Source organism: Pseudodesulfovibrio thermohalotolerans, assembly GCF_021353295.2.
GTDB classification, from domain to species: domain Bacteria; phylum Desulfobacterota; class Desulfovibrionia; order Desulfovibrionales; family Desulfovibrionaceae; genus Pseudodesulfovibrio; species Pseudodesulfovibrio thermohalotolerans.
This window is the reverse complement of the sequence record NZ_CP120635.1, coordinates 2,444,499-2,463,485: the sequence shown is the minus strand read 5'-3', so window position 1 is coordinate 2,463,485 and position 18,987 is coordinate 2,444,499. Positions and strand designations below refer to the sequence as shown.

Annotated in this window: 18 protein-coding genes; 6 read left to right on the top strand and 12 right to left on the bottom strand. The window is 60.3% G+C overall.

Translation table 11 applies throughout. The annotated features are described in order from the left end of the window. Nucleotides 1-246: 246 nt before the first annotated feature. The 4 genes from LF599_RS11805 (at nt 247) to LF599_RS11790 (ending at nt 3,976) form a co-directional block, all read left to right on the top strand. Nucleotides 247-1,461, top strand: a complete 1,215-nt coding sequence (locus LF599_RS11805) for an OmpP1/FadL family transporter (protein WP_279520903.1) — start codon at nt 247-249, stop codon at nt 1,459-1,461. A 139-nt stretch (nt 1,462-1,600) separates the two neighbouring features. Then, on the top strand, nt 1,601-2,341 hold the full coding sequence (locus tag LF599_RS11800; RefSeq protein ID WP_279520902.1) for an energy-coupling factor ABC transporter ATP-binding protein: 741 nt from the start codon (nt 1,601-1,603) through the stop codon (nt 2,339-2,341). Continuing rightward, a complete protein-coding gene (locus tag LF599_RS11795) occupies nt 2,341-3,051 on the top strand; it encodes a cobalt transporter (RefSeq protein WP_279520901.1) in 711 nt (236 codons plus the stop codon). The genes LF599_RS11800 and LF599_RS11795 overlap by 1 nt, the downstream gene beginning before the upstream one ends. Nucleotides 3,052-3,151: 100 nt before the next feature. Next, on the top strand, nt 3,152-3,976 hold the full coding sequence (locus tag LF599_RS11790; RefSeq protein WP_279520900.1) for a rhodanese-like domain-containing protein: 825 nt from the start codon (nt 3,152-3,154) through the stop codon (nt 3,974-3,976). 17 nt (nt 3,977-3,993) lie between these two features. Here the strand turns inward: LF599_RS11790 and LF599_RS11785 are convergent, their stop codons facing one another. From LF599_RS11785 to thrC, 3 genes are all read right to left on the bottom strand, one after another. Then, a complete protein-coding gene (locus LF599_RS11785) occupies nt 3,994-4,869 on the bottom strand; it encodes a DMT family transporter (RefSeq protein WP_269942286.1) in 876 nt (291 codons plus the stop codon). A 4-nt stretch (nt 4,870-4,873) separates the two neighbouring features. Beyond that, a complete protein-coding gene (locus LF599_RS11780; RefSeq protein ID WP_279520899.1) occupies nt 4,874-5,623 on the bottom strand; it encodes a TlyA family RNA methyltransferase in 750 nt (249 codons plus the stop codon). Nucleotides 5,624-5,757: 134 nt separating this feature from the next. Beyond that, nucleotides 5,758-7,206 (bottom strand): threonine synthase, encoded by a 1,449-nt coding sequence (thrC, locus tag LF599_RS11775; protein ID WP_279520898.1) that lies wholly within the window; start codon nt 7,204-7,206, stop codon nt 5,758-5,760. A 167-nt stretch (nt 7,207-7,373) separates the two neighbouring features. On the opposite strand from thrC, the gene LF599_RS11770 reads away from it, so the two are divergent. Further along, nucleotides 7,374-8,258, top strand: a complete 885-nt coding sequence (locus tag LF599_RS11770; protein ID WP_279520897.1) for a patatin-like phospholipase family protein — start codon at nt 7,374-7,376, stop codon at nt 8,256-8,258. A 237-nt stretch (nt 8,259-8,495) separates the two neighbouring features. Here the strand turns inward: LF599_RS11770 and LF599_RS11765 are convergent, their stop codons facing one another. The 9 genes from LF599_RS11765 to LF599_RS11725 all read right to left on the bottom strand — a co-directional run bounded on the left by LF599_RS11765 (nt 8,496) and on the right by LF599_RS11725 (nt 16,878). Next, nucleotides 8,496-8,993 carry a DUF456 domain-containing protein gene (locus tag LF599_RS11765; protein WP_269942289.1) on the bottom strand — a complete coding sequence of 166 codons (498 nt, stop codon included), beginning with the start codon at nt 8,991-8,993 and terminating at the stop codon, nt 8,496-8,498. Nucleotides 8,994-9,002: 9 nt separating this feature from the next. Continuing rightward, complete coding sequence (locus LF599_RS11760; RefSeq protein ID WP_279520896.1) at nt 9,003-10,292, bottom strand: phenylacetate--CoA ligase family protein; 1,290 nt, start codon at nt 10,290-10,292, stop codon at nt 9,003-9,005. Nucleotides 10,293-10,313: 21 nt separating this feature from the next. After that, a complete protein-coding gene (dnaB, locus tag LF599_RS11755; RefSeq protein WP_279520895.1) occupies nt 10,314-11,768 on the bottom strand; it encodes a replicative DNA helicase in 1,455 nt (484 codons plus the stop codon). Beyond that, on the bottom strand, nt 11,737-12,288 hold the full coding sequence (rplI, locus tag LF599_RS11750; RefSeq protein WP_269942290.1) for a 50S ribosomal protein L9: 552 nt from the start codon (nt 12,286-12,288) through the stop codon (nt 11,737-11,739). The genes dnaB and rplI overlap by 32 nt, the downstream gene beginning before the upstream one ends. A gap of 12 nt (nt 12,289-12,300) precedes the next feature. Beyond that, nucleotides 12,301-12,564, bottom strand: a complete 264-nt coding sequence (rpsR, locus tag LF599_RS11745; RefSeq protein WP_014321549.1) for a 30S ribosomal protein S18 — start codon at nt 12,562-12,564, stop codon at nt 12,301-12,303. 11 nt (nt 12,565-12,575) lie between these two features. Continuing rightward, the gene (gene rpsF / locus LF599_RS11740; protein ID WP_269942291.1) at nt 12,576-12,866 is read right to left on the bottom strand and encodes a 30S ribosomal protein S6; all 291 of its coding nucleotides are present in this window, start codon (nt 12,864-12,866) and stop codon (nt 12,576-12,578) included. Nucleotides 12,867-13,135: 269 nt separating this feature from the next. Beyond that, on the bottom strand, nt 13,136-14,032 hold the full coding sequence (locus tag LF599_RS11735; RefSeq protein WP_279520894.1) for a phosphoribosylaminoimidazolesuccinocarboxamide synthase: 897 nt from the start codon (nt 14,030-14,032) through the stop codon (nt 13,136-13,138). 23 nt (nt 14,033-14,055) lie between these two features. Further along, nucleotides 14,056-15,360: a histidinol dehydrogenase gene (hisD, locus tag LF599_RS11730; protein WP_279520893.1), complete on the bottom strand. Its 1,305-nt coding sequence runs from the start codon at nt 15,358-15,360 to the stop codon at nt 14,056-14,058. A 174-nt stretch (nt 15,361-15,534) separates the two neighbouring features. Then, the gene (locus tag LF599_RS11725; RefSeq protein ID WP_269942293.1) at nt 15,535-16,878 is read right to left on the bottom strand and encodes an outer membrane homotrimeric porin; all 1,344 of its coding nucleotides are present in this window, start codon (nt 16,876-16,878) and stop codon (nt 15,535-15,537) included. 277 nt (nt 16,879-17,155) lie between these two features. On the opposite strand from LF599_RS11725, the gene uvrC reads away from it, so the two are divergent. Beyond that, nucleotides 17,156-18,964: an excinuclease ABC subunit UvrC gene (uvrC, locus tag LF599_RS11720; RefSeq protein ID WP_279520892.1), complete on the top strand. Its 1,809-nt coding sequence runs from the start codon at nt 17,156-17,158 to the stop codon at nt 18,962-18,964. The last annotated feature ends 23 nt before the right edge of the window (nt 18,965-18,987 follow it).

Genomic DNA, 18,987 nt, shown 5'->3' with positions numbered 1-18,987 from the left:
TTCCCGCCGCCAACCGTTGTTTCGTGCCAGAATCGTGCCGCGTTTCACCTTTTGGGGAAATGGGTTAAACAGCTGTTTGAAAAGACTTTTTGGTTTTACATTTTTATTTGCCGTGTGTATGAGGGTGCAGTTTGTGCATAAGGTAACGCAATGTTTCCGGGGTGGAAAGACACCAATGCATCTGGGAGGGTGCAGGAGGCATTCAACTGAACGTCGTCGCTGGCGCGGCGATCACAAGGGGGAAGGATGAAACGCGTCTACGCATGTTTTGCGCTCGGTTTTCTGGCCTGCCTGCTGGCGACCGCCAATGTGGTCCATGCAGGCGGTTTTGCGTTGTATGAATGGGGCAACCGCGCCCTGGGAATGGGTACTGCCAACTACGCCACCGGTAATGACGCTTCCGTCGTCGCCTACAATCCGGCGCAGATGTCCCGGCTTGAAGGGACCAACATATACGGCGGCGTGACCGCTGTTTCTCCATCTTCCGATGTTTACATCAACGGAGATAAGAACCGGACCCAGAAAGAGGTCTTCGGCGTGCCTCACGCTTTCGCGACCCACCAGCTCAACGAAGACTGGACGCTTGGCCTGGGTCTGTATACCCGGTTCGGCCTGGGTACCAACTACGACAGCGATTGGCCCGGCGATACGTTGATTGAGGACGCCCTGCTGGAATCCTTCTCCATGACTCCGACAGTTTCCTATAAGATCAACGATTCCCTGTCCGTGGGTGGTGGTATCGAGATCATTAAAGGTTTCTTCACGGTTCACAGGGAATTACCCACCTTCGGCGGCGGAACGCTCAAGACCGATGTCGAAGGGACGTCCTTCGGCTTCAACATGGGGCTGCTCTATGACTTCAACGAGATGTTTTCCCTGGGGTTGATGTACCGCTCCCCGGTGCATTTCGAAGGTGACGGCGACGTGGAAGTGACCCGCAGCCCCCTGCCCATCAATGGAAAGGGCGATTGTACCATGACGGCCGACTTCCCGGCGAGCTACAGCGTCGGCCTGGGCTTCAAGCCTATCGAGAACCTGACTTTCGAATTCGACATAGTCTACACCCAGTGGGAACAGTTCGACCGCATCGAATTCGATTTCGACGGTTCCGCGCTGCCCGATACGGTGGAGGACTTCAACTACAAGTCCACCTGGCGGTTTCAGCTCGGCGCCGAGTACCTGCTGACCGACGCCTTCGCCCTGCGCGCCGGATATGTTTACGACCAGACGCCCATTCGCGGGGAGTACGCATCCCCCATGTTGCCCGCCAACGACCGTCAGATGTTCACGCTGGGCGCGGGGTATAAGTGGAGCGACTGGACCGTTGATGTGGCTGGCATGTATATCATCACCAAAGAGCGTACCGGCATAACCATGAGCGACGGCGCACAGAATTACGATGTGGATTTCAAGAACGGCAGCACCTGGGGTGTCGGCACTTCCATCGGATACCACTTCTAGGCTTCGCCGAACGGAAAATGACAAACCCCGCTTCGGCGGGGTTTTTTGTTGCTGTCCTCGGACCGTGGTAGACGACCTTTTTGTATTGGGGCGTTGACAGTGTGATTGGGATGATGGAGTGTTGTGATCGAGGAATACAATGATAGAACTCAATACGGTTACGTTTGCCTATCCTGCGGGGGAAGAGGTGTTGTCCGAGGTTTCCCTGAAAGTGATTAAGGGCGGCTTGCTCGGCCTGGCCGGTGCCAACGGTTCCGGCAAGTCCACCTTGCTCGCTTTGATGGCTGGTTTGTATGCCCCGGTCAGCGGAAGCCTTGAAGTGGCCGGGCGTGTCAGCCCGGGCAAGGAGGGCGGCATCCGTTCGGTCTGCCGGTTGGTCATGCAGGATGCGGACTTGCAGATTCTCGGGGCCACGGTGGAAGAGGACCTTTTGCTTGGCCGCGAGCGGAGCGAGGCTGTGACGGCCGAGGCCCGCGACATGGCGGAGCGGCTCAATCTGCTGAAGTACTGGGACCGCCCGGTGCAGACCCTCTCCTGGGGCACCAAGCGGAAGCTCTGTCTGGCGGCGGCATTGCTCGACAGGCCGTGTGTGCTGCTTTTGGACGAACCGTTCAGCGGTCTGGATTACCCGGGCGTGCGCGAGATGCGCGCCCTGATTCGGGCCAACCGGGAAGCTGGATTGACCCAGGTTGTTTCCAGCCACGACCTGGACAGCTTCATCGATTTGGTGGACGAACTGGCCGTGCTCGACAACGGCATGTTGGCGTTGGACGGCCCGCCTGCCGCCGTGCTTGACGAGGTCAAGGCGCATGGCGTCCGCGCGCCCGGCTCCTGGACCGCTTGCCGGACCATTGTTCCCTGGGACGGGGAGGAGGGCTGATGCGCGATTTCGCGGCTTTTGTCCGGTCCCTGGACCCGCGCCTCAAGCTGGCGGTGGCCCTGCTGATAGGCCCCTGCCTGTGGAAGGTGCATGTCCTGGCGGCGGCAGTCTGCGCCCTGTTCCTGCTTCTGCTCGCCTTGCCGCTGGCGGCCGGACTGCCCGGCGGCGGCAAGATGGTGCGCAGCCTGCTGGGCTTCGTATTTTTTTGGGTTGCGGTAAAGGCTATACTTGACGGCATTTCCGACGTTCCACCGGAATATATCGCCTCGGACGCGGCCCAGTTGACCGTGCGGTTGGTAGCCTTGCTCATGCTTGGCCTGAGCCTGGCCCTGTCCACTTCGGCCCGCGCACTTGGGCTGGCCGTCTCCTGGGCGTTCAAGCCCCTGCTCGGCGCGGAGCGGGCCTGGCGCGTCGCCCTGTCGCTTTCCCTGATGGTCCACTTCCTGCCGACCTGTCTTGCCACCATGTCCGGCGTGCGCGAGGTGGTCGCGCGACGATGCCCCGACGCCGGTTTTTTTCGGCGTATGCGCATGATTCCCCAGGCGGTTGTCCGTAATCTTGGGCAGAAGACCTGGAATCAGACTCTGGCCGTGGCCTGTCGTGGGCTGGACCGGGCCGGAGCATGGGAACCCGATTTTTCCTGGACCGGCCGGGATTCCGTCGTGTCCGCCTTCGTGCTGCTGATCGCGGCGGCCATGTTTTTGGTATAGCAAATGTCCCCGTTATATTGACGGAATGCGCCGTCCTCCCATAGTGTTTATGGTAATAGGTTGTTTTTTACCCTTCAGACCGTAATCCTCAGGGGGAATCATGCCCACCATCACCCAGATGACGCCGGATCAGGCCCGCAAGTTCATGGAGGCGGGTAAACCAGACGCTTATACGCTCCTCGACGTGCGCCAGGAGCTGGAATACGAGGCGGATCATATCCCGGGGGCCCGTTTGGTGCCTCTCCCGGAATTGCCGGACCGGCTGGACGAACTCGACAGGGAAATGCCCCTGCTGGTCTATTGCGCATCGGGCGGCCGCTCCATGGCCGCGGCGGCTTTGCTTGAGGGGCAGGGGTTCAAGGACGTCAACAACCTGGCGGGCGGCATGTCCGCCTGGGAAGGAGAGTCCGCTTTCGGCCCCATGGAGCTGGGCATGGTCGACTTCACCGGCGCGGAGAGTCCCGCCGAGGCTCTGCTCAAGGCCTACGCCATGGAGGACACCCTTCAGACCTTCTATGTGCAGCGGGCGGATATGGCCGAGACCAAGGACCGCATCGAGCTGTTCATGCAGCTGGCCGGGTTCGAAGACAGGCACAAGGATGTCCTGTACGAGCTGTACACTCGCATCGCCGAGGAAGTCATGAGCCGCGAGGAGTTCGAGTCGGTGGCCCTGCGCAATGCCGAAGAGGCCGCCGAGGGCGGGGTGCCTGTCAGCGAGTTCATGGACCGCTTCCCGGGCGCTTTCGATAGCGACCAGGGCGTTCTTGAATTGGCTCTCATGGTCGAGGCTCAGGCCCTGGATTATTATCTGCGTTGCGCCATGCGCGCCAAGAACAAGGACAGCATGGATATATTCCAACTCTTGGCAAGGGAAGAGAAGGCCCATCTCAAGGTGCTCGGCAAGCAGATGGACAAGCAGAGCTGAGTCGCTTCAGGGTATGGTCAGTTTGTCGCGGGCCTGTGCCCGAAACGCAGGTTCGGCACCACGATTCCGAGGATTATCAGGGCCGCTCCCCAGATTTGCAGCCAGACCACGGATTCGCCGAGGAAGGCAGCCGCCGCCAACAAGGTGACGACCGGTTCCACGGACGAGAAGATGCAGGCGTAGGCGCTGCCGACCTTTTCGATGGCCGCGAACAGGAAGGTTATGGCCACCAGGCCGGGGAAAATGCCCAGCGCGAGGCTGATGCCCACCTGCTCCAGGTTCGTTGTTCCCCATGCCCGGATGTCGCCGGATAGCGTGAAGGAAACTGCCGCGAAGGCCAGGACGTAGAAGGTGGCGGTCAACGGTTTGAGCCCCTTGAGCAAGACCTGGACGAGGACGAGGTACACCGAAAAGGTGGCCATGGACCCGAGGGCATAGGCCAGCCCCGTGGCGTCCACTTCGCGCAGGAAGGCATCGTAGAAGACCAGACAGCACCCCGCCATGACGAGTACGAGGGAGAGAACGACCGTCCGGTTGATTCGCATACTCAGGAACATCGAAGCGAGCAGGGTCACGGCCACGGGGTGCCCGTAGAGCACTAGCGCAGTGGTGGAGGCCGGGATGGTTGCCAGGGCGTTGACGAAGCAGGTGGTCTGCGTCCAATAGACTACGAGCCCCAGAAGGGCGCATTTGACCAATTCCGGCATGGATATGCGCAACAGCCGACTGTCTTTTATCAGCAAATAGACCAGAAGCAGGATGGCGGCTACGGAAAAGCGCATCTGCATCATGACCGCCCCGTCCATGCCGGCGGCATAGCCGAGCTTGACCAGGATGGCCATGGAACCGAAACAGGCTGCGGAGATCACCGCATAGATAAGGCCCTGAAACATGGGGTTATTCCGGGAGGGCCATGTAGGCCATATATTCCTGGTTGCCCTTGGGGCCCAGGATCTTGGAGGGCACTACGCCCCGCACGATCAATCCGAGTTCGGCTTCACAGAATCCGATGACCGTGTCCACGGCCTCTTGCTGGAGGCGCTTGCTGCGGACCACGCCCTTGTCGGTCAGCCCCGGGCCCACCTCAAATTGCGGTTTGACCAGGACTACCAGTTCGCCGCCCGGTTTGAGGAATTGGAGGCACGCGGGCAGAATCTTGGTCAGCGAGATGAACGATACGTCGGCGACGATGACGTCTATCGGATCGGGAATGAGGTCGGCCTCGGCATGGCGCACGTTGGTCCGTTCCAGGTTGACCACGCGCTCGTCCTGCCTGAGTTTTTCGTGCAACTGGCCGTAGCCGACATCCACGGCGTGCACCCGCACGGCACCATGCTGTAGCATACAATCCGTGAAGCCGCCCGTGGACGCGCCCGCGTCCAGCGCAATTTTCCCCAGGAAATCTATGTCGAATTCCTCGATGGCCGTGAGCAATTTGTACGCTCCGCGCGATACGAAGCGATTGTCCTCGGGGACCACGAATTCCGTGTCTGTCGGGAATTGCTGGCCCGGTTTGCTCACCGGCGTTTTCTGGCCGCGATCCATGAAATGGATTTTACCGGCCATAATCAGCCGTTTGCCTTTTTCCCGGCTCTCCACCAGGCCCTGCGAGGCCAGGAGTTGATCCGCACGCTGTTTTTTGGGCATGTGGGTGTGCCTCCGGCGGTCGTGGGAAGGAACGGGATACCCCGTTATGGGGATATTCCCATCCGCTTTCCGCGAACCTCCATCCCCCTCGCCTTGGGCCGCTTGCGGCGGGCCAGGGGGACGGGGAAGTGGGGTTATTTCTTTTCGAGACCGAGTTTGGCGACCACTTTGTCGGCGGTCCTGCGGGTGAAGTCGGCCTCGGACAAGGCGTCCTTTTCCTCGGGGGTAATGACCAACTCGGGCTTGTTGGCGAGCGTCATGTCCGGCGTGACCCCGAACTCGGGCGGGAAGCTGTTGTCAAAGTACATATTCTGGAAATCCACGAACTTGAGCTGATGGGCCGTGGAATCGAGAATGCACAGTTCTTCCTTGGAGACCAGTCCCAGCTCCAAGGCGCGCTTGGCCCCGGCAAAGGACTCGCCGCCCTGGGTGCAGGCGATGTGGCCGTTGCGGTTGGCCTGGATCATGGAGTCCATGATCTGCTGTTCGGTTACCTGGATGACCTGGAAAGCCTGTTTGCCGCCCACGGCTTCGAACTTTTCGGCGAAGTATTTCACGCGCGGAAAGGAAACCGGGTTGCCGATCATGGCCGCCTGGGCCACGGATGCGCCGACCTTGACCGGGTGGTATTCGCGCTCGTTCGGATCGTCCACCGCGTAGTAGCGGTAGACCGGATCGGCGTGGTGGGACTGGACGCCGAAAATGCGCGGCAACTCGGTGATGATGCCCAGATCGTAAAGCTTGAGGAAGCCCGCCATGATGGCCGTGATGTTGCCCGCGTTGCCGATGGGCACGAAGATGCATTTGCCCTTCATGTCCCAGTCGTACCACTGGGCGCATTCAAAGGCGTAGGATTCCTGGCCCAGGATGCGCCATGCGTTCTTGGAGTTGAGCAGGGCCACGCGGTAGTTGTCGGCCAGGTGCTCGACAACCTTCATGCAGTCGTCGAACACGCCGGGCACTTCGAGGACGACCGCGCCGGAGCCGAGGGGCTGGGCAAGCTGGGCCGGAGTGACCTTGCCGTGCGGCAGGATGACCACGGATTTGATCGCGCCGCCCGCATACGAGGCGTAGAGCGCGGCTGCGGCCGAGGTGTCGCCCGTGGAGGCGCAGACCGTCAGAATTTGGTCCCAGCCATGACGGCGGATAAGCGAGCGCAGGTAGGAGAAGCCGCAGGCCATGCCGCGGTCCTTGAAGGAGGCCGAAGGGTTCTGGCCGTCGTTTTTGTAGGCGGTGGTCAGCCCGGTGGCCGCGTTGAGCGCAGGGCTCGACGACACCAGCGGGGTGTTGCCCTCGCCGAGGTAGACGATGTCTTCCTCTTCAAGCACCGGGGCCATGAGTTCATAGAAACGGAAGATGCCGCGCAGGGCGGTTCGCTTGGAGGCGGCGCGCCTGTCGAAGATGGCACGCCATTCTTCACCGCTGGTTTTCTTCAGCTCGTCGAAATTCAGGTTGTCGAGCAGGAACACGCCGCCGCAGTTGGGACAGGTGTAATACAGCTCATCAGTGGGAAATCGCTTACCGCAGCCAAGACAAAAATATTCCATGTGTCCGCGGTAGGAGGGAAAAAGATCGGCAGTCATTGGTTCACCCGGTAGGGATAAGGTTCTCTCTTTCAGCTCGCCACAAAGGCGTCAAAGGTTCGCTTAAAAGGTAGTGTATGGCAAGTCAAAATTGTGTAGGCTGGCGCCGCGAACAACGGGACGGCGGGCCATTCCCGGACCGGACGTCCAGATCGGAGAATCATTAAATGAAAAAGAAAACGGTATCGTTGGTTTTGGGCAGCGGCGGAGCGCGTGGTCTCGCGCACATCGGCGTCATTCATTGGCTGGAGGAGCACGGCTGCGAGATCAAGTCCATCGCCGGTTCCTCCATGGGCGCGTTGGTGGGTGGCATTCACGCCATCGGCAAGCTCGACGTGTATGAACGCTGGGCATGCGGCATCACCAAGCGCGACATGCTCGCCCTTATGGATGTATCCTTCGGCATGGACGGTCTCATCAAGGGCGACCGGCTCATCGACACCTTGCGCCACGTGGTCGGCGAGGAGCGCATCGAAAACCTCTCCGTCAGTTACACGGCGGTGGCGGCGAATATTTCACGCCGCAAGGAGGTCTGGATCAGGACCGGGCCTATCTTCGACGCGATCAAGGCGTCCATCGCGCTTCCGCTCTTTTTCAAGCCCGTGGTGATAAACGGCGAGGATATCATTGACGGCGGCATCCTCAACCCCGTACCCATCGCGCCGACATTCAGCGATCTTACCGATTACACGATCGCCGTGAACCTGTGCGCGCCTCCGGTCAAGGGCGTCGAGATCACGGCCGACAAGCTCAACGAGGATGAAAACGGTTCGGGCATGTCTCATGCCGTGTCCGAGTTCATCGGTTCCATGACCGACAAGATCGTCATGAAGCGCAAGGATATCCGTGCCTATGACATCCTGTACAAATCCTTCGACGCCATGCAGGGCTCCATCGCCCGGCAGAAGATCGCGGCCTATCCCCCGGACGCGGTCCTGAATATCCCCATCAATCTGTGCAACATGATGGACTTCGACAAGGCCGTTTCGATTATCGAGCACGGCTATAACCTGGCTGCCAAGAATCTTCCGGCCGTCTTCGAGTCGCGTTAGTCCTCGGCGTCTTCCACCGTTCGTCATTAAAGAAAGCGGCCCGATTGATCGGGCCGCTAATATTTTACGTGCGTGGGGAAAGCCGGGCGGAATGGCTAGGCATTCTAGGTGGTTATTCGCTTTTCTAATGGCGTGCTGCGAATAGGCGGTATGGGCGTGTGCGGAAGCGGTTATCGGAGAAAGGCGGCGGCCCGGGAAGCGGGCTTGCGCACATTTTACCGGATCGTCGTGAAGGGGTTACGGCCAGATGCGGGGAATGGCCAGGATGACCATGGTTGCGCCGATGGCGGTCTTGAGCGTGAAGCCGAGCGCCTTGCCCACGAATGCTCCCTTGGCGGCGCGGAACGCCTCGGGCCTGGTGCGGCCGGGCATTTCGGCTATGAGGCAGCCGAGATACGCACCGCCCAGAGCGCCGAGAAGCGCGCCCAGGCCGAGGAAGAAGGGGGCGCCGAAGATCGCTCCGGCGATGGCCCCGATTATTCCGCCCACATTGCCGCGCACGGACGCGCCATAGCGGCCCGCGCCCCAGGCCTGAAGCCCGAATTCCAGGGCTTCGCCCAGGGCGGCGGCCACGCCGAGCACGATCACGAAGTTCCAGGCCATGGACTCGGGATAGATGTACTTCCATAGGGCGACCAGTCCCAGCGCCACCCAGTTGGCGGGCATACTGAAGAGCTGGAGCACCTGGGAGAGCATTAACCCCAGGATGAGCAGGATGGCCCAGACGTATTCCACTGCCGTTGCCTATTCCTTGTCCCGAAGGTCGACGACGCGGACGGCCTTGCCCGCTGCCTTGGGAATGGAGTTGGACTGGCACAGTTCGACGCGCGGGGTGACGAGGATTTCGTTGCACAGATTCTTGGCTATGCGCTTCTGCAATCCCTGGAGGGCGCGCATGTCTTCAACGAAGTATTCGTCCTTGATTTCGACCTTGACCCGCATCTGGTCGGAAACACCTTCGCGGATAAGTTCGATAAGATAGCTCTGTCCCACTTCGGGCATGGTCATGAGGCACTGTTCGACCTGCATGGGGTAGATGTTCACGCCCTTGAGAATCATCATGTCGTCGGCGCGGCCGGAGATGCGGTCGATGCGTCGGTGAGTGCGGCCGCATTCGCATTGGCCCGGCAGGAAGCGGGTCAGGTCGCGGGTGCGGTAGCGGATGATCGGCATTCCATCGCGGCGCAGGGTGGTCATGACCAGCTCGCCCACCTCGCCTTCGGCGACATGCTCTCCCGTCTCGGGATTGATGATCTCGGGGATGTAGGCGTCTTCCCACAGATGCATACCGTTCTGGTGTTCGCATTCGAAGGCCACGCCCGGTCCGTTCATCTCGGAAAGGCCGTAGCAGTTGTATGCCTTGATGTGCATCTGCCTCTCGATCTTGCGCCGCGCCTCCTCGGTGTGAGGCTCCGCGCCGATGAGCGCGATGCGCCACGGCATGTCCTTGGGGTCATACCCCTCTTCACGGACTTTCTGCGCGAAATAGAGGGCGAACGACGGAATGATGTGCAGGACCGTGACGTTGTGGTCGCGGATGAGCTTGATCTGACGCTTGGTGTTGCCCGTGCCTGCCGGAATGGTCAACATGCCGAGCCGCTCGGAACCGTAGTGGATGCCGAGTCCGCCGGTGAAAAGGCCGTAGCCCGACGTGTTCTGCAGGACGTCGCTCCGGCGGCAGCCGCAACAGAACATGGACCGGGCCATGAGATCGGCCCAGGTGTCCAGGTCCTTGCGGGTGTAGAAAATAGCCACCGGGGAGCCCGTGGTGCCGCTGGAAGCGTGCAGACGGACGAAATCCTCAAGAGGGCGGGTCAGCAGCCCGTGGGGATACTGGCCGCGCAGGTCTTCCTTGGTGGTGAAGGGCAGGCCAGCCACATCCGCCGGGGTCTTGATATCGCCTGGTTCGATCCCCTTGAGCCGTTCGGCGTAAAAGGGAGAACGCTTGGCGATTTCGATGGTCTCTCTGAGGCGTTCGGCCTGGATGTTTTCCAGGGCGGCGCGGTCCATGGTTTCTACTGGATCGTAGTACATAGCGGTTCCGCGGGATTGAGGTTATTCGCCGTCCTGGTGGAATCCCTCAGGCAGTTCGGAGGGATAGGCCGTGGCGTCCATGTTTTCGAAAAGCGTGTATTCCTTCTTGAAGAAGAGCTCGCACCGGCCCGTGGGACCGTTGCGCTGCTTGCCGATGATGACTTCCGCGTGGTTCTTGAGCGGGTTGTCCTCGCTCTTGTTGTAGGCGGCATCGCGATAAAGAAAAATGATAATGTCAGCGTCCTGCTCGATAGCGCCGGATTCGCGAAGGTCCGACATCATGGGGCGTTTGTCCGTACGCTCTTCCACTTTGCGGTTGAGCTGGGACAGGGCGATGACAGGTACGTTCAGCTCCTTGGCCAGAGCCTTGAGGTGCCGGGAGATGTCCGAAATTTCCTGTTCACGAGAGTCCGGCCGGGCGCTGGAGCGCATGAGCTGGAGGTAGTCGATCACGATCAGGCCGAGATTATGCTCGGCCTTGAGACGCCGGCAACGCGCCTGTAGTTCCAACGTGGACAGGGCCGGAGTGTCGTCGATGAAGATCGGGGCCTTGCTGAGTACGTCCGCGCCCTCGTACAGCTTGTTCCAGTCGGAGTCGTCGAGGTAGCCGGTACGGAGATTGGACAGCTCCACCTTGCTTTGTACCGCGAGCAGACGGGTCATGAGCTGTTCCATGGACATTTCCAGGGAGAAGATGGCCGTGGGACATTCGGACCGGGCCGCGGCGCGCAGGGCCACGTTCAGGGCGAAGGCGGTCTTACCCATGGACGGGCGGCCCGCGATGATAATCAGGTCGGAGTCCTGCAACCCGGCGGTCATGTTGTCGAAGTCGTGGTAGTGGGTCTGGATGCCCGTGACCACCGACTTGTTGTTGAACCGGGCGGTCAGTTCATCGAAGACCTTGGGCACCAACTGCCCGCTGGACTGCATCCCGCGCATCTCCTTGCTTTGGGCGATGCGGAAGATTTCCTTTTCGGATTCGTCCAGGACTTCCCCTACGTCGTGCGAGGAGAAGCAGTTGGAGATGATTCCGCTGGAGATGTCGATGAGTTCACGCAGGATGTGCTTGTCGCGGACGATCTGCGCGTGGTGCAGAGCGTTGGACGCACTGACCACGGAATCGGAAAGCTCAGCGAGGTAGACAGGGCCGCCAACGGTATCAAGTGTATCGTTCTTGGCCAACTGGTTGGCCACGGTGACGACGTCGATGGGCTGGTGGTCGTCGTAAAGCTGTGTGAACGCCTTGAAGATGTCCCGGTGGACAGGCGAATAGAAATCATCCGGACCGATGATGTCCACCAGTTGGTGGAACATGCTTTCGGACTGGAATACACCGCCGAGCACTGCCTGCTCGGCCTCGAAAGAGTGGGGAGGGACTTTGCGTAAGATATCGGAAGAGGCCCTGTCCAGGGCCTCTTCCGGATTATCTGCGTATTGGCCCGAACTAGGCCTCTGCGGTCTCGGCGTCTTCGGCATTCTCTACGGATTCCTCGACGGCCTCGGCCACTTCTTCGGTTTCTTCAACTTCCACGGGTTCTTCGATCACGGAACCGCCGTGACGGACGACGGTGAGCTTCAGCTCGCCGCGCACGTCGGGGTGCAGGCGGATTTCGATCTCGTATTCGCCCAGGGAGCGGATGGGCTCGGGCAGGATGATCTTGCGGCGATCGATCTCGATGCCGGCGGCTTCCATGGCGTCACCGATGTTGACGGTGGTCACGGAACCGTACAGCTTGTCGCCGTCACCGACACGCACCTCGATCTCGATCGGGGTGGAGGCGATGCGATCGGCCAGGCCCTCGGCCTGGGCGCGCAGGGAATCAGCCTGCTCCTGCAGCTTGCGGCGTTCCAGTTCGAAGGCCTTCAGGTTGGCGGTGGTTGCGGGCTTGGCCAGACCCTGCGGGATCAGGTAGTTGCGGCCGAAACCGGGCTTGACAGTAACGATGTCTCCGAGTCGACCCAGAGCGTCGACGTCAGCGCGTAAGATAAGTTTCATGGGTCCTCCCTCCTACATGGAGCTCCGTTTCTTCACATCGGTGCTGTGAACGGTGGTGTAGAAAAGCAGGGCCATCTGACGGGCGCGCTTGATCTCGTTGGTCAGCCGACGCTGGTGCTTTGCGCAGGTGCCGGTGATGCGGCGGGCAATGATCTTGCCGCGCTCGGTGACGAAATCGCGGAGGATATCCGGACGCTTGTAGTCCAGGGGCAGCTCTGCGTCCGCGCAGAAGCGGCAGAACTTCTTCCTCGGGGTGAATTTTTTACGGAAAGCCATGGTGAAACCTCCTAGGCAGCCAGTTTGACGGTCATGAACTTGAAGATGCCGTCGGTGATGCGGATGTTGCGTTCAAGCTCGGCAACCAGCGCGCCGGGGGCTTCGAACACCATGCGAACGTAGTATCCACGGGTCTGCTTCTGGACGGGGTAGGCCAACTGGCGCATTCCCCAGTCGTCGGTCTCAACCATTTTGCCGCCATCGCGCTCAATGATTCCGGTGAGGCCGTCCAGGATGGAGCTTCTGTCCTCCTGGGCCAGCTCCGGAGAGAGCAGGACGAGCGTCTCGTAATTGTTTGCCATTTTGTACTCCTTTTGGTCATTGGCCCTCCTCCACGTGGCGGAGAGCAAGGCAAGAGAGGTTACATATTTGGATTCGACGCGCCTGTCAAGAGGCGCACCCGTTCCCTTTTCTAATCTTTATCCTTATCCTTGTCGTCAGGCGGCGTCCAGCCGCACTGATTCGCGCCGGGGCCTCATCCCCCGCCGAATTTCCCACGCATCACCCGGCCTATGACCAGGCCCAGGATCACCAGTAGGACGAGTTGCAGCCATTCAGGCATGTGATCTCCCTAAAGTTTCAGGTCCTCTCCGGTCAGGAGCTTGTAGGCTTCCAGATATTTTCCGCGGGTCCGCTCGGCGATTTCAGCGGGAATACGCGGCGCGGGCGGCTGTTTGTTGAAGCCGATCTCCATCAGCCAGTTGCGGAAGTACTGCTTGTCGAAGCTCGGCTGGGTCTGGCCGGGCGCATACCCCTCTTCGGGCCAGAAGCGCGAAGAGTCGGGGGTCAGGGCTTCGTCGATGAAGATCAGTTCGCCGTCGAGGACGCCGAATTCGAATTTGGTGTCCGCGATGAGGATGCCGCGCTCCTTGGCGTAGTCGCGGGCGCGGGTGTAGATGGAAAGCGCCAGCTTCTCCACCTTGCGCATCATCTCTTCGCCGAGCAGATCGGCGGCCTTGTCCAGGGAGATGTTCTCGTCGTGCGCGCCCAGTTCGGCCTTGGTGGACGGGGTGAACAGGGGCGTTTCGAGCATCTCGGATTCTTTCAGGCCTTCGGGCAGCTTATGGCCGCAGACTTCGCCGGTCTTGAGGTAGTCGGACCAGCCTGAGCCGGTGATGAAGCCGCGAACGATGCACTCGATGGGCAGGGGTTTGGCCTTCTTGGCCAGTACCGAGCGGTCCTGGAGCTGCTCGCGGTACTTGTGCAGCGGCTCCGGGTAGTCGTCGACATTGGTGGCTATGATGTGGTTGGGAACCAGGTCTTCCATCATTTTCATCCAGAACAGGGTGATCTGGTTGAGGACCTTGCCCTTGCCCTCGATGGGGTCGGGCATGACCACGTCGAAGGCGGAGATGCGGTCGGTGGTCACCAGAAGCAGGGTGTCCGCGTCGATTTCGTAGATGTCGCGGACCTTGCCCCGGGAAATGAGCGGATATTCGGAAATGTTGGTTTCAAGAACGGCAGCCATGGTATTCCCTCTTTAAGGTATTGTTACTTGTTGCGTTGTTCCACGCTGCGGGCGTGGGCTTCGAGCCCTTCCAATCTGGCCAGGCGGGCGATTTTCGCGCCGTGTTCGGCGACGTAGCTCGGACTTGCGGCGATCACGCTGGACTTCTTGCAGAAGTTCTGCACGGAAAGGGCCGAGGAAAAACGAACCGTGCGCAGGGTGGGCAGAACGTGGTTGGGGCCTGCAAAGTAGTCGCCCACGGGTTCGGGGGAGTTGTGCCCCATGAAGATGGCTCCGGCGTGACGGATGGAGCCGAGGATGGACCACGGGTCGGTCACGGCGAGTTCAAGGTGTTCCGGGGCGAGCAGGTTGACTATCTCCGCTCCGGCCGCGATGTCGGGCACGGTGATAATGGCTCCCCAGTTCTCCAGGGATTTGGCGGCGATGTCGCAGCGCGGCAGGGCCTCGCATTGCGGCTTGAGCGCCTCGTGCACCTTTGCGGCCAGCGCTGTGTCCGTGGTGACAAGGATGGAAGCGGCCAAGGGGTCGTGTTCGGCCTGGGAAAGCATGTCGGCGGCCAGCCATTCGGGGTTGGCCGATTCATCGGCGAGGATGACGATTTCAGATGGACCGGCCACCATGTCGATGCCCACCTGACCGATGAGCTGAGACTTTGCGGTTGCCACGAAGATGTTGCCCGGACCGGCCAACACGTCGCAGGGGGCGATGGATTTGGTGCCGAAGGCGAGAGCCGCGATGGCCCATGCGGAACCGGCCAAATAGATTTCGTCCAGCCCGAGCAGTGCCGCGGTGGCCAGGATGTAGGGATTGAGCGTGCCGTCCTTGCGCGGGGGCGAGGTTACGGCGATGGACCCGACACCCGCCACCTGGGCCGGAATGGCGTTCATTATCAGGCTGGAGATGAGCGGGGTTTCGCCGCCCTGCCCGCCGGGTACATACAGGCCCACGCGGTCGACGGGACGAACCATCTGTCCGAGTATGGTGCCGTCTTCGGCGGTGGTCCACCAGGACTTTTCCTTCTGGTTCAGGTGGAAGGTGCGGACACGGTCGATGGCCTCCCTGAGGATGTCCGCGTCCTCGACGGGGATGTCGGAAAGGGCGGCGGAAATGGCTTCGACGGGAACGCAGAGAGCGGCCGCGTCAAAGGACGGGCAGTCGAATTTACGGGTGTATTCGGCCAGTGCATCGTCTCCGCGCTCGCGGACATCGGCGAGGATGTTCCGCACGATGGCGTCTACTTTGGTGTCCGGATCCTTGCGTTTCTCAAGCCACGCGCCGATGGCGGTCCAGTCTTCCGGGTTGGTGTATGTCAAATCTCTACAGGGCATGTCGACCTCATGAAAGGCGGTTGTCTATTTGTTCGTCCAAGGGGATATCTAATAGCCGAGCGAAGATCAAAAGTCGAGGGCGGGCTCACAAAGAAAGAGGGCCGGGGTTTGCACTCCCCGGCCCTCTGGCGTCACTTGGCAGATAAGCTATTCAGCTTAAGGTTCTAAGCGAGCTTAGAACTTGTAAACAACACCAGTGGCGATCTTCCAAGCGTCGTTCTCGACGTCGGAACCCCAGACATCTTCGTCGAAGTCGGAGCTGATGTAGCCGACCTGACCGATGAGGCTCAGGTTGTCGTACAGGGCGTAGGTGGTGTTGAAGTCAACTTCCCACAGGGAGTCTTCTTCGGTCAGGTAAGAGCCAATGGAGTCACCAGTGTTGTAGGAGTCTTCGTCGTTGGTACCCTGGACGTACAAGACGTGGAAGTCGTGGGTCAGGCCCTGGGCAAAGGACTGGATGTCGGTCAGGGACAGACCGAGGACCCAGAAACCGAGGCGGTTGCCGTCTTCGGCATCCAGATCGTCGCCGGTGATGGAGCCGCCGCCGAAGTAGAAGGAGCCAACGGCCCAGTCGCCCTGGAGGACAGGCATGGATTCCAGGCCGTCGCTGTTGTCGTCGTCGGCGCCGGAGGTGTACACGAAGTAGGCGGACGCGGTCATGAAGTCGAAGCCGGTGTAGTCCAAAGCCACGTCGAACATCCAACCGGAAGCCTCGTTCGCTTCAGTGTCGCTGTCGAGGTTACCGTAGGCCAGGTCAGCCTTGATGATGAAGGGATCCAGCACGGACAGGGTGAAGTCGGTACCGACCCAGTAGGCGGCGGCGTCTTCATCCTCGGTGTTGACGAGAGCTCCGCCGGTGGTAACATCAAAGTTGTCGCCGGCATTGCCGTACAGGAAGTACGGGGTGGCGGACACGCCTTCGAAGGTCAGGGGCACGGCCACCAGGTAGCCGTCCAGGTAGCTGTCGCCGAAGCCTTCGCTGTTGTCGTCGTTGTCGTACAGGCGGGTGTAACCGGCCAGGACGCCAATGTTTTCGGTCAGCGGAGCGGAAACCATGACGGCACCAGCGCGTTCGGCCACGATCATGGAAGCACCGCCAACGGCCTGCGGCAGGCCGACGGTGTAGACACCGGCTTTGACGTTGACGTCGGTGCCGGGCCAGTTGAAGTCGATGTAAGCGTCACGGACGCCCAGCGTGGCAGCGTTGACGCCACCGGGATTGTCCAGACCGAACTGAGGACCACCCCAACGACCGGTGCGGGAGCCGTCGCTCTTCTGGGAACGCAGGCCGAGAACACCCTTCAGGTTTTCGTTGGCGGTCACAGTGAAGTACAGATCGGCACGCTCGACGATGTTGAAGTTTTTGGTGCGTTCGGAATCGTTAAAGTTCCAGTTGTCCATCCAGACGGCGTTCACGAGGAGGTTACCGGAGATGGAAACCTCGGGAGCCGCGGAAGCGGACACAGCCATACCCAGGACCATGACCAGGGCGACTGCGAGCAGAGTCAAACGTTTCATTTGTAATCTTCCTTTTTTTGCAATTAAAGACCAAGTTAACGCCTTAACTGCATTCCGTTTATCTTAGCCTGACGGCTTTTGCAACAAATTCCGGTTAAAAAATGCAACAGAGTAAAAAATTTTTTACCGGCAAAAAAATTGAACCGATTTGTTTTTGGTAGGAGAATAAATCTAAAAAAACCAATATGTTGTGTTTTATTCTATCTAGAGTGATTTACGTCGCTTTTTTCGCTATGATTTTATGCCGTTCAAAAAACATTGAAAAAAACACATCGACATGGATACCGAGTACAAATTTTTTGCCGATCATTTTCCCGACACGCCGGGTGTCTATTTAATGAAGGATGGGCGGGGCCGCATTCTTTATGTGGGCAAGGCCAAACGACTGCGCCGAAGGCTCGCTTCCTACTTCAGGAACACCGCCGCCCATACACCCAAGACGCGCGCTCTGGTCAGCCACATCCGGCATGTGGACATACTGCTCACGGCCACCGAGAAGGAAGCTCTGCTCCTGGAGTCCGGACTCATCAAGAAGCACCGGCCGCGCTACAACATCGTCCTCAAGGACGACAAGCAGTACGTTCTTTTCCGCCTCGACCGGCAGTCCGAGTTTCCCCGTCTGGCCATGACCCGCAAGGTGGTTCGCGATGGGGCGGTGTATTTTGGACCGTTCACTTCGGCATCGGCAGCGCGCACGGTCTGGAAGCTGCTCGGCAAGGTGTTTCCCTTGCGCAAGTGCAAGGACACCGCCTTCCGCAATCGTGTGCGTCCCTGCCTGTACCATGACATCGGCCAGTGCTGGGGGCCCTGCGTCAACGATGTGGATCGAGAGGCCTACGCCGAGATGGTGCATCGGGTGGAGATGCTGCTTTCCGGGCGGAGTATGGAATTGGTGGACGACCTGACTCGCAAGATGAAGGTGGCGTCCCGGGATATGGAATTCGAGCGGGCCGCCGAGTATCGCGACCAGATCAGGGCGGTGCAAAAGACCGTGGAAGGGCAGGCCGCCGTGATTCACGACAACCGCGACCGCGATGTGATCGGTCTGGCGGAAAACGGGCAGGGACTCGGGCTCGGGCTGCTTTTCGTGCGCCAGGGACGCCTGCTCGATCAGAAGCAGTTCTTTTGGCCCGGGCTGACTTTGGACGAGGGGCCGGAGGTTGTGGAGAGCTTCATCGGCCAGTTTTACGGGCCGGGCCGGTTTATCCCATCCACGGTGGTCGTGCCCATGGATCTTGAGGAATCCCCGCTTCCCGAAGTCCTGGCCGAGCGGAGCGGGGCGGCCGTACGTATCGTGTCGCCCAGGAACACCCAGGAAAAACAGCTTCTCGGCATCGCCCGCAATGTTGCCGCGCAGGCCATGGAGGTGCAGGAGACCATCACTTCGAGGCTGCGGAAGGTCCTGCGACTGCCCGAGGACCCCGTGCGTATCGAGTGCGTGGACGCTTCGCATCTGTCTGGCAAGGATATGCGCGTGGGGCAGGTGGTCTTTGAGGATGGACGGCGCAACCCCGAGGCGTCCCGGCTCTACGCCTTTCCCGAATTGGAGGGCGCGGCGGACGATTATGCGGCCCTGGCCGGATGGGCCCGCCGCCGCATGGAGTCCGGTCCGCCGTGGCCCGATCTGGTGCTCATCGACGGTGGCCGGGGGCAGTTGTCCGCCGTGGAAAAGGGCTTGGCCGAATGCACCATGGAGTGCGGCTGGGAGCTTGCCGCCATTGCCAAGGGCGAATCGCGCAGGGCGGGCGAGTTGGGGGACGTGGTTTTCCGGCCGGGGCGCAAGAATCCCATGCCGCTCAAGCCCGGCAGCCCGGAGTTGTTGTTTTTACAGATGATCCGCGACACGGCCCACAGATTTGTTTTGGGCAGGCAGCGCAGGGCGCGCAAGAAGGCGGTCCTGAGCAGCGAGCTGACCTCTCTCCCCGGCATCGGCCCCAAGACGGCCCGCGTTTTGTGGGACCGTTTCGAGTCGCTGGACGCCATGCTTGAAGCCGGGCCGGACGCCATCGGCGGATTGTCCGGCATCGGCCCCAAGCGTGGTGAGAAGATTCACGCGGCCTTGCAGGCCCTCAAGTCGTCGCGTTGATCGCGGCTGGTCCGTGATTGCCT